This is a genomic window from Neoroseomonas soli, from assembly GCF_018129065.1.
Lineage (GTDB): Bacteria > Pseudomonadota > Alphaproteobacteria > Acetobacterales > Acetobacteraceae > Neoroseomonas > Neoroseomonas soli.
Map to the genome: position 1 here is coordinate 174,979 of NZ_JAAEDM010000001.1, position 7,067 is coordinate 182,045.

Here is a 7,067-nt window from a genome sequence, read left to right on the forward strand (position 1 = left end):
GATGACCGCGGCATGGACGCCGCCGCCGGACGTGGTGGAACGAGCCCAGGTCACGCGGCTCGCCCGCGAGCTTGGCTGCGCCGGCTTCGCCGGGCTGTATCGCTTCTCGGTGGAGCGGCCGGACGCCTACTGGCGCCACCTGATGGGCTTCCTCCGCATCGCGTGGACGCGCGAACCGCACGGCTATGTCGACCTGCCGGAGGGGCCGGCCTTCCCCAACTGGTTCCCCGGCGGCGAACTCAACTGGGTGGACACGGTCTTCGCCTGGGGGCGTGAACCCTCGCGCCGTGCTCGCCCCGCCATCATCGCGGAGAGCGAGGACGGCACGGTCCGCGAAATCACCTGGGCGGGACTCGAGGACCGCGTGCTGCGCTTCGCCGCGGGCCTGCGCGCGCGCGGGCTCGGACGCGGGGACCGCATCGGCCTGCTGATGGAAGGCGGCATCGAGGCCGTCGTGACCTTCCTCGGCATCTCCGCGCTCGGCGCGGTCTGCGTGCCGCTGTTCAGCGGCTTCGGCGTGGACGCGATCCGCTCGCGCCTGTCGGGCTGCGAGGCGCGCGCACTCGTCGCGACGGCAGGCTTCCACCGCCGCGGTCGCCTGGTGGACATCGCCGGCCTGATCGGCGAGGTGCGCCCGTTCCTGCCCGCCCTGGAGACGCTGATCCTGAAGGGCGCCGCCGCGCAGGATGCGGTGCCGTGGGAGGAGGTCTCCGCCACGCCGGCGCCGGACCTTCCGGCGCGCATGGGTGCCAACGACCCGATGATGGTGATCTACACCTCCGGCACGACGGGCAAGCCGAAGGGCGCGGTGCACACCCATGGCGGCTTCCCGCTGAAGATCGCCCACGACGCCGCGGTGCATTTCGACATCGCGCCCGACGACCGCTTCTGCTGGCCGGCCGACATGGGCTGGATCGCAGGCTCGCTGATCCTCGCGAGTGCGCTGATGCGCGGCGCCACGCTGGTCTGCTACGACGGCGCGCCGGACTTTCCGGACTGGGGGCGCATGGCGCGGCTGGTCGATCGGCATCGCGTCACCCATTTCGGCGCTTCGCCGACGCTGATCCGAAGCCTTGCCGCCAACATGCCGGGCAGCGTGGCGGCGGACCTCTCCTCGCTGCGGCTGCTCGTCACCGCCGGCGAGGGCATCGATCCGGAGCATTTTCTCTGGTACCAGCGGCACATCGGCGGCGACCGCTGCCCCGTCATCAACTACACCGGCGGCACCGAGGTCTCGGGTGGGCTGCTCTCGAATGTCCCGGTGCTGCCCATCGTGCCCGCCGGGTTCAACGCCATCTCCCCGGGTGTGCAGGTGGATGTGCTGGACGAGGCCGGCCGGCCGCTGCGCGAGGAGGTGGGCGAACTCGCGATCCTCGCGCCCTTCGTCGGCATGACGCGCGCCTTCTGGCAGGACCGCGCGCGCTACCTCGACACCTACTGGTCCCGCTTTCCTGGCGTCTGGGTGCATGGCGACCTCGCGATCCGCGGCACGGACGATGTCTTCTTCCTCCGCGGCCGGTCCGACGACACGCTGAAGATCGCCGGCAAGCGCCTTGGCTCGGCCGAGGTCGAGGAAGTGCTGCTCGGATTGCCCGGCGTGGCCGAGGCCGCCGCGATCGGCGTGGAGGACGCGGCCAAGGGCCAGAAGCTCGTCGTCTTCGTCGTGCCGAAGCCCGATGCGCCTGCCGGCCTGTCGGAAGCGGTCCCGCGCGAGGTGGAGAAGCACCTCGGCCGCGCCTTCCGGCCCGGTGCGGTGCATGTGGTCGCGGAACTGCCGAAGACGCGCAGCCTGAAGATCATGCGGCGGGTCATCCGCAATGTTTACACGGGCCAGGCGCCGGGCGACCTCACCGCGCTCGACAACCCGTCGTCGCTCGCGGCACTGGGGGCGCTGAGGGGCGGATAGCGGTTTGGGCAGTTGCAGCCGGTGTGGCCGACAGGGGCGCGCTTCTTCGTGCCGCATGACGACCATGGCGTGAAGGGCGACGCCGGCCACCTCGCGCACGCGCAAGGAACCGATCGCGACACCGCCGACCTTGTCGCTGCCGCGCACGGCGAGTTCGATCATCCGGCGCCGCGCCTCCAGCACGCGGCGGCCAGCAAGACCGGCGCTTGGGGAAGGCCCCCTGGCGGGACCCGTTCACCGCTGACCGAAGGTGCGCCGGGCAGACGGGGCGCGCGGACCTGCAGCGCGGCAATCAGCCCGTGAGCGCCCGCCCCGTCGTCGGGTCAAAGAGATGGATGTGGCCGGGATCCGGGCGCACCGCCACGGCGTCGTCGAGCGCGGCACGGTGGCTGGCGCGGACCTCGGCGGTGACGCGGATCTTCGGCGCGATCTCCACCTCGATCAGGCGCTCGCTGCCGATGAGTTCCACCATCCATACCTTGCCGGGGATGGCACCGGGCTCGCCGGGTGTCGCCATCGTCACGTCCTGCGGACGCACGCCCAGCACGAGTTCCGCCGGCGCATTCGGCGGCAGCGGGACGGGCAGGGGGGTGCCAGCCACGGTCAGCACGCCATTCTTCACCTGCGCCGGAACCAGGTTCATCGGCGGCGTGCCGATGAAGCCGGCGACGAAGAGGTTGGCGGGCTTGCCATAGACCTCCTCCGGCGTGCCGATCTGCTGCACGACGCCTTCGTTCATCACCACGACCAGGTCGGACATGGTCATGGCCTCGAGCTGGTCATGCGTGACGTAGACGGTGGTGGTGCCGAGATCGAGGTGGAAGCGCCGCAACTCCCCGCGCATCGCCGCACGGAGCTTCGCATCCAGGTTCGACAGCGGCTCGTCCATCAGGAAGATGTCGGGCCGCCGCGCCATCGCGCGCCCCAGCGCGACGCGCTGGCGCTGCCCGCCCGAAAGCTGCTTCGGCTTGCGCAGCAGCAGGTGTGCGATCTCCAGCACCTTGGCCACGGTGCCGATCTTCTCGGCCCGCTCCGGCTTCGGCGTGCCGCGGACCTCGAGCCCGTAGCCGATGTTCCGCGCCACATCCATGGTCGGGTAGAGCGCGTAGGATTGGAACACCATGGCGATGTTGCGCTCGCCCGGCGGCAGGCGGTCCACCCGCTTGTCGCCGAAGCGGATCTCTCCCGCCGTCGCGCTCTCGAGCCCCGCGATCAGCCGCAGCAGCGTCGTCTTGCCGCAGCCCGACGGCCCGAGCAGCGTGACGAACTGCCGCGACGGCACCGTCAGGTCGAGCGCCTTCAGCACCTGGTTCGATCCGAAGGACTTCGAGAGCCCCTGAACGACGACGTCCGTCATCCCTTCACCGCCCCCGCACCGAAGCCCGCCACCAGGTGGCGCTGCATGAACCCGAACAGGATCGCCATGGGCAGCGTCATCAGCACGGACGACGCCATCATCAGGGCCCAATCCACATGCGTCCCGTCGAAGAAGTGCATCACGCCGACGGTCAGCGGCAGGTTCTCCATGGAGTTCATGAAGACCCGCCCGAACAGGTAGTCGTTCCAGGACACGATGAGCGAGAAGATGCTTGCCGCGATGATCCCCGGCAGCGCCACCGGCAGCACGATCTGGCGGAAGACCTGCAGGCGCGTCGCGCCGTCCACCAGCGCGGCTTCCTCGATCTCGATCGGCACGCCGCGGAAGAAGGCCCACATCAGCCACAGGCAGAAGGGCAGCGTGATGCAGACATAGCCGAGGATCAACGAGAACAGCGTGTCCGTCAGTTCCAGCGACACCATGGTCAGGAACATCGGGAATACGAAGATCACGCTGGGCACCATGTAGCCGAGAATGGCGATGTAGGGCACCGACCGCTGCCCCCAGAAGCGGAAGCGCGTGAGCGAATAGGCCGCGAGCGTCGCCACGGTGATCGATATGATGGTCGACCCGACCGAGACGATGATCGAATTGCCGAACCAGGTGAGGAAGTAGGCGGAAGGCGGCACGCCCGCGCCCGGCGCGCTGGCGACTGATCCGCCGAACAGCAGTTCCCGGTACGCATCGAGCGTCACGTGTTCCGGCCACAGCGTCGGCGGCCAGCGGAAGATCTCGTCCTTCGGCTTGAGGCTGGTGGAGATCGCCCAGAGCAGCGGGAAGCACACCACGAAGGTGATCGCCCCGAGCACGGCATAGAGGATGGCAGCGACCCAGGGCCTCATGCCGCCTTGTCCTCTCGCCCGAAGCCGGAGACGCGGATGTAGAGCATCGATCCCGCCAGCAGCAGCAGCAGCATGATCACCCCCGCCGCCGCGCCGACCCCCATGCGCAAATTCGCGATGGACTGGTCGAAGGCATAGAGCGCCAGGTTGTAGGTCGAGGTTCCCGGGCCGCCGCGCGTCAGCAGGTAGATCTCCTCGAACTTGTTGAAGGTCCAGATGGTGCGGAAGACGATCACCACCGCCAGCACCTCGGCCAGTTGCGGCAGGGTGATGTCGCGGAAGCGCCGCAGCACGCCGGCGCCGTCCACCTTGGCGGCGTCGTAGAGTTCCGTCGGTATCGTCTGCAACCGCGCCAGCACGACGATGACGACGAAGGGCGTGTATTTCCACACGTTCAGCATGATGGCGCTGGCCATGGCCATGTTCGGCGTGGACAGCCAGGCGATCTTGTCGTCGATGATCCCAGCCGAGAGCAGCAGGTGGTTGACGATGCCGATCTCGGAATTGAACAGCCAGCGCCAGTTCAGCGCGATCACCACCGTCGGCACGATGTAGGGGAACAGCAGCAGACCGCGGAAGGCGTTCATGCCCTTCAGCGGCTGGTGCAGCAGCAGCGCCAGCCCAACCCCGATCACGGCCTGCAGCACCGTGGACCACCCGGTCCAGACGATGGCCTGCCAGAAGCTTTCCCAGAAGAGCGGGTCCTCCAGCACGAACAGGTAGTTGTCCAGCCCGACGAAGGGCTGGTCGTCCGGCCGCAACGGGTTGTAGCGGACGAAGGACAGCCGCACCGCCTCGGCGATCGGCCAGACCAGGAAGATTCCGACCGCGAGGATGAGGGGGAGCATGAACAGCACCCCCACCTGCCGGTCGCTGAGGCGGAGTTTCACGCTACGGCTACCCCAGCAGGCGCCGGTTCTCGCGGCGGATGTCCTCGAACTGGCGATGGCCCCATTCCACCGCCGCGCGCGGGTTCTCGTTGTTCACGAGGATGCGCTGCGCGACCTGCGACCACACGTTGCGCCCGTGCCCGATGCCGGCGAGCGGATTGATGCCCTTCTTGAGCTCGTGGCCCGAATTGCAGGCATGCGGCACGAAGCCCGTGAAGATCACGTCCACGCTGCGCTTCTTCGCCTGGTACATCGGGTGGTTGACGATGCCCGGCGCCGTCGCCTGGTCCTTGAACACCGGCCCGACATTGGGGAAGAGGCTGGTGGAATAGCGCACCATCCACTCGGTGTTGTTCATCACATAGGCCATCGCCTCCTTCGCTTCGCGGATGAAGGGGTTGTTCTGGCGCGGCATGATGAAGCCGTTGATGTCGGTCCAGGACCAGCGCGCGCCGGTGCGCGGATGGGCCGGGTTCAGGTAGTATTCCATCTTCTCGTAGATCGGCTTCGCCTCGTCGAAGGCGCGGCCCATGGTGCGGCCCCAGTAGAAGCTGCTGCCCGTGCGGCCGGTGACGTGCTGGTCCACCACCTGCAGGAAGCTGAACTCCACCGCCGAGCGCGGCATGGTGCCGTAGAGCTCCTTGAGGAACTCATAGGCCTCGATGGTCGCGGCACTGTTGAAGGTGGTCTCGAAGTTGCGCCCGGGATCCCATGTCAGCCCGCCCGCCTGCCAGATAAGCTGCTGGATGTGGTAGTCGCCGCACAGGTTGCGGCCGAGCGCCATGGTGAAGCCGGCGCTGCCCTGGCGCTTTGCCTGGATGGCCTTCGCGCCGTTCAGCAGGTCGGTCCAGGTCCAGTTGGTCGGGTCGGTCAGGCCCGCTTCCTGCCGCACATCGTCCTGGACGATGAAGAGGCAGCCCTGGTGATGCAGCGGCACCGCATACTGCGTTCCCTTCCAGGTGCCGAAATCGTCCACGGTGAAGCCATCCACCAGGCGTTCGCGCGCACGGATCGCGGTGTTCACGTCCTGCAGCGGCTCGAGCAGCCCTTCGGCCGCAAGCTGGTAGGCGATGGGGCTTTCCACGCTGATCAGCGCGGGCGGGCGGCGCGCCGCGAGGTCGGTGGCGAGCTTGGTGTAGACCGCATCCCAGGCGATCTGCTCGGCTTCGAAGCGCAGCCCGGGCGCGTTGCGTTGCGCCCACTCGTTCAACCCGTTGGTGAAGACGCCGATATAGGGGCCGGGCTCGCCCCAGACCCGCGCGACGCGCTCGCGCGTCTGGGCATAGGCGGGGGCGGCCAGGGTGCCGCCGGTGGCCGCGATCCCGGTGGCCAGGGCAGCGCGGCGGGTCAGGCGCAGCGTCATTCTTGTCGTTCCTTCCCTCGCACCGGCCTGTCCGCCCTGGATCGCAGGGTCGCCGGCCGGCATTGCAGCCAGCCTAGGGAGGGCCGGACCATTCGGTCAACGCGAGGGCCTTCGGCGCGCTCGGCGGACCCCATGCCATGGCGCGCAAGCCACGCATTCGTGGCGGCCCTGGTCACGCGACCGGAACCGCGCGGCAGTTCGGGGCCGGAGCTGTTGCGTATGGTTGCCGCGCCTGAGGTCGCGGCACGCCTGCTCGCCGACGCGTGCTATCCGGCACGGGGCGTGCCGCGGCATCCGGCGGGCACGCATTGTCCGTGCCGGGGTCGAAATTCCGCGCGATCACGATGCGCTCGATGGAGAGCGCCTGCGCCATCCGCAGACAGGCCGGGATCAGAGAGCCGTCCTCCAGGACGGATCCGGCGTGACGTCGAGCGGCGGCAGACAGGGCTTCATCACGCCCCCTCCAGTTCCCGCCGCACGATGGCGGCTCCTTCCGCCATGGCGTGCATCTTCCCGTCTGCGACCTCGCGCGGCAGGTATTTCATGCCGCAGTCCGGCGCGACGATGACGCGCGCCGGATCGACATGCGGCAGGGCGCGGCGGATGCGCGCCGCCACCGTCTCCGCGCTTTCCACCTTCTGGTCCAGCAGGTCGATGACGCCGAGGATGATGGTCTGGTCCGGCAGCC

Annotated in this window: 6 protein-coding genes and 1 pseudogene; 2 read left to right on the plus strand and 5 right to left on the minus strand. The window is 68.7% G+C overall.

What is annotated here, in order from left to right; genetic code table 11:
- Position 1 precedes the first annotated feature (1 nt).
- Both GXW76_RS00790 and GXW76_RS00795 read left to right on the plus strand, forming a co-directional pair.
- Complete coding sequence (locus GXW76_RS00790) at positions 2-1,906, plus strand: AMP-binding protein (protein WP_211860049.1); 1,905 nt, start codon at positions 2-4, stop codon at positions 1,904-1,906.
- 48 nt (positions 1,907-1,954) lie between these two features.
- Positions 1,955-2,209 (plus strand): hypothetical protein, encoded by a 255-nt coding sequence (locus tag GXW76_RS00795; protein ID WP_211860051.1) that lies wholly within the window; start codon positions 1,955-1,957, stop codon positions 2,207-2,209.
- On the opposite strand, the gene GXW76_RS00800 is transcribed toward GXW76_RS00795, so the two are convergent.
- The 5 genes and pseudogenes from GXW76_RS00800 to GXW76_RS00820 all read right to left on the minus strand — a co-directional run.
- Complete coding sequence (locus GXW76_RS00800; protein WP_211860053.1) at positions 2,199-3,263, minus strand: ABC transporter ATP-binding protein; 1,065 nt, start codon at positions 3,261-3,263, stop codon at positions 2,199-2,201. The genes GXW76_RS00795 and GXW76_RS00800 overlap by 11 nt on opposite strands.
- Positions 3,260-4,126, minus strand: coding sequence for a carbohydrate ABC transporter permease (locus GXW76_RS00805; RefSeq protein ID WP_211860055.1), 867 nt, complete (start codon positions 4,124-4,126; stop codon positions 3,260-3,262). The genes GXW76_RS00800 and GXW76_RS00805 overlap by 4 nt, the downstream gene beginning before the upstream one ends.
- Complete coding sequence (locus tag GXW76_RS00810; RefSeq protein ID WP_211860057.1) at positions 4,123-5,016, minus strand: carbohydrate ABC transporter permease; 894 nt, start codon at positions 5,014-5,016, stop codon at positions 4,123-4,125. The genes GXW76_RS00805 and GXW76_RS00810 overlap by 4 nt, the downstream gene beginning before the upstream one ends.
- Positions 5,017-5,023: 7 nt before the next feature.
- A complete protein-coding gene (locus GXW76_RS00815) occupies positions 5,024-6,379 on the minus strand; it encodes an ABC transporter substrate-binding protein (protein WP_211860059.1) in 1,356 nt (451 codons plus the stop codon).
- Between the two features lie 452 nt (positions 6,380-6,831).
- Positions 6,832-7,067 (minus strand): annotated as a pseudogene (locus tag GXW76_RS00820) (5-methyltetrahydropteroyltriglutamate--homocysteine methyltransferase); the annotation flags it as partial.